This window comes from Mesorhizobium sp. M5C.F.Ca.IN.020.32.2.1 (assembly GCF_004023105.1).
GTDB lineage: Bacteria > Pseudomonadota > Alphaproteobacteria > Rhizobiales > Rhizobiaceae > Mesorhizobium > Mesorhizobium wenxiniae.
The window spans coordinates 1-2,837 of record NZ_RZSX01000809.1 but is presented as its reverse complement, the minus strand read 5'-3'; the positions used below and the strand labels follow the sequence as shown (position 1 = coordinate 2,837).

The 2,837-nt window shown below is 58.8% G+C and carries 4 protein-coding genes; 1 reads left to right on the top strand and 3 read right to left on the bottom strand.

The genetic code is table 11. From position 1 onward, the window contains the following. The 3 genes from EOA86_RS29155 to EOA86_RS29145 all read right to left on the bottom strand — a co-directional run. The coding region (locus EOA86_RS29155; RefSeq protein ID WP_206630168.1) for an FAD binding domain-containing protein at positions 1–320 on the bottom strand (320 nt) is incomplete at its 3' end. A 306-nt stretch (positions 321–626) separates the two neighbouring features. Continuing rightward, positions 627–1,568 carry a hypothetical protein gene (locus EOA86_RS29150; protein WP_065008611.1) on the bottom strand — a complete coding sequence of 314 codons (942 nt, stop codon included), beginning with the start codon at positions 1,566–1,568 and terminating at the stop codon, positions 627–629. Positions 1,569–1,663: 95 nt separating this feature from the next. Then, the gene (locus tag EOA86_RS29145; protein WP_128344824.1) at positions 1,664–2,095 is read right to left on the bottom strand and encodes a dihydrofolate reductase; all 432 of its coding nucleotides are present in this window, start codon (positions 2,093–2,095) and stop codon (positions 1,664–1,666) included. Between the two features lie 317 nt (positions 2,096–2,412). On the opposite strand from EOA86_RS29145, the gene EOA86_RS29140 reads away from it, so the two are divergent. Further along, the gene (locus tag EOA86_RS29140; RefSeq protein ID WP_128344822.1) at positions 2,413–2,679 is read left to right on the top strand and encodes a hypothetical protein; all 267 of its coding nucleotides are present in this window, start codon (positions 2,413–2,415) and stop codon (positions 2,677–2,679) included. Positions 2,680–2,837 lie beyond the last annotated feature (158 nt).

Below are 2,837 nucleotides of genomic sequence, written 5' to 3'. Positions count from 1 at the left end.
ATGGTGCAGCGTCCCTGCACCTGTTTCGAGCCGATCAGCTTGGCCGCTTCGACGACGCCCGGCCATTCCCCTTTCAAGGCCGCGCTCTCCCCCATCAAGGCGCAGGAGACCGCCGCACCGATGCTGAAGCCTTCCGCCGTTTCCCTGATTTCGCTGAGCCCATCGATTGCCTTGATGTCGAGGATCAGGTCGGGCTCGATAAAGCCGCCTTTCATCCTCACCAGGAGGTCGCTGCCTCCGGCGAGAATGGCGGCCGTGCCAGACGAGCCGGCCAACTGGCCAACGGCGTCTTCCATTGAAAGCGGACGTATGTAGCGCATCGTCTCCCCTTGATCATCGCAATTCTGTCGGCCTGTTATAGAGCCTTGGATCGGAATGGTCATCCGGTTCTGCATCAGCAGCGATTAGGCCAGGCGCCGCAAATCCGAGTCCCAAATCTACCCGAACTGGCGTGCGCCCGTGTCGGGATACTCTTGCAGTTCCGTCCGAATCAACCACTTTCTCGTTCCCGATCGACGAGACGAATGGCAACATTCCACCCATATCGACCATCGGCGGTAGCCATCTGACGGAGTCGGGATCCTAGAGCCGCAGGGCGGCGGGCCTTTTGCCGGCGCGTTCTCGACTCAGGGCGCCGGGCTGAACTGGAGCAATTTGAAACAATCGCCGCTTCCAGACTTCAACTGCGTCAGGAAGCGCTTCGACCGATCGATCCATTCCTGGTGAGACCTGGCATCGGCCTCGATCTCGTTGACCGGTCCAAGGTTGACGAAGCTGCGCCCCTTGCTGAAAAGCCAGCACGCACGGCCGAGAAGTCTCCTGCTGCGCTGGCGCAAGAGGTCGGCATCATAAAAGATGTCGAGCACCTCCTGCTTGATCTTTGCCTCCTTTTCAGGATTTGCGATCGCAACCGCGATCGAGTCTCCGCCGATCGCATCCTGCAGGTCCTTGTAGTCGAGGACGAGCTGAGTGGTGGCATATTTGATCTCGCTCTCATCCTGGACGATGTTGAACCACAGCGCGGGGTCGAGTTCGTTGACGACGAACGATGCTTCGAAATCGCGCGATAGGTTCAGGATCTCGAACGCTTGAACCTCGACGTCGCGCTCTACCAAAAGGATCTCGGCGACCTGTTTGCCGAGTTCCGCCCCGTGGGCGCTGATCGCGGCATTCGTTCCACCGAGTTCGGGGCTGATATAAGGCCCGCCATCATCCAGCAGCGCATCGAATTCGCTGAGGTATTCGACGACGGCGGCGCCGCGAGCAATGCGCGCGGCCAGTTTGGCGAGAACCAGCTGCAGCTCCGTTTCGCGTTTGCGCTGGTCCTGATAATTCTGCTGGAAAAAGAAGATGAACAGAGAAACGCCAATACCGATCAGGATCACCCCGAGCTGGGAAAAGATGTTGCGATAATATTCCAGCAGCTTTTCACGATGGCGTATGTCGTGGCGCACATTGTGTGCCACACGAGCATTGACGATCAGCGAAAGGATCAGAAGCCCGGCACCGACCAGGATGAGGCCGCCGATGAGGAAATAGCCTCGCCCTGAGAAGGTGCTGAAATCCATGCGTTTGCCAGCTCGCTGAAGCCCGAGACCGCGCAGGTTAATACCATTCGGCTCCAACACCTACATGTTCGTAGCGGGCGTCAGCATCCGAGCCTTCATTGGTCGCGGTGATTTCTGGCAACGTTGCCACCTCCCGTAAGCCATCTTGCGTCGAACCAGCGGTCTGCCGGCCCGTCATACGGCAGCCGGGTGACATCCCAATGGCTGACGAAGCGCGCGTAGGCGTCCCACACCGGTGGACCGCCGCCGATGAAGACGACACGGCCGGCAAAGCGCCGGAGCGTGTCCTCCGGATCCATGCTGGAGCGAACGACGACAAGATCCCGATCCGGGCGAGCAAAATCCGGAATGCTTGCGATCGTCTTGGGACCGGCGAGCAAGACGTGCCCTCTGGTGAGGTCGAAAAATCGTGCAACGTCAGCGACAAACTCGGGCGACCGGTTGCCTTCCCACGGAAGGCCACCATCGAGGCCGAGCTGCCCCGCTTGGCCGATGGCACAGACAACCCTAACGACAGTCTTCTTCACGAGTACTCCACCGATAGCCGGTCTGATCCCATTAGCGACGTTTGCACGTTATACGGCGCAACCTGTTTCAGTAAGGGGTTGCGTCCGGCAACCGCCTCAAACGCTAATATTTGCCTTCATCTCTTAATCGATCGGCAATGAGGTCGCACCACGTCTGTTTGCCTAACGTGAGAAAAGCATTTCGCGGCACTTCGGGCAAATGCGGCATAGCAAGGCTGCAGCGGTGTTCGGGTGCCGAACGACCTCCGAAGCCCTCGCCTAATACTTTAGTTGTAATCTCTCACGTGTTTGATATCGTGAGGACGGGAGGAATTCAGATGGCGGTGGAGTGCACATCCGCGCCCGACATGGGCGTCTTTTCAACCATTGAACTGGATCTCTTGAGGGGTGTGGTTCGGGAAATTTTGCGGTCCGGCGAAGCGGAGCTTGACAACGAGGACGCCCAAATGATCGCGCGCGTGGTCATCGCAACCTACAAGGACGGCGCCTCGTGTCGCGAGGAATTGCTTGAAGCCGCCCGGATTGCCGCCAGGCGCTGCGCTCTCGACCATTTTTACGATCGGGCAGTCGGCTTGTTCGCATAGGATTTCGCATCTGACGCAATTCAGGGCGGAGTTACTCGTTCTTGCTCCGCTGGCATTCCGCGCACCGCTGCGGAGTCAGGTGCCAGACTTCTGATCAGAGGGCCCGAAGCTCATCGGCCGATCGATCGTCATTGTCTGCTTTCCGGCGCGTAGTGGAG

What these genes read in the sequence shown, in the direction of transcription:
- EOA86_RS29150 (WP_065008611.1), bottom strand. Translation starts at nt 1,568, where the DNA reads ATGGATTTCAGCACCTTCTCAGGGCGAGGCTATTTCCTCATCGGCGGC.
- EOA86_RS29140 (WP_128344822.1), top strand. Translation starts at nt 2,413, where the DNA reads ATGGCGGTGGAGTGCACATCCGCGCCCGACATGGGCGTCTTTTCAACC.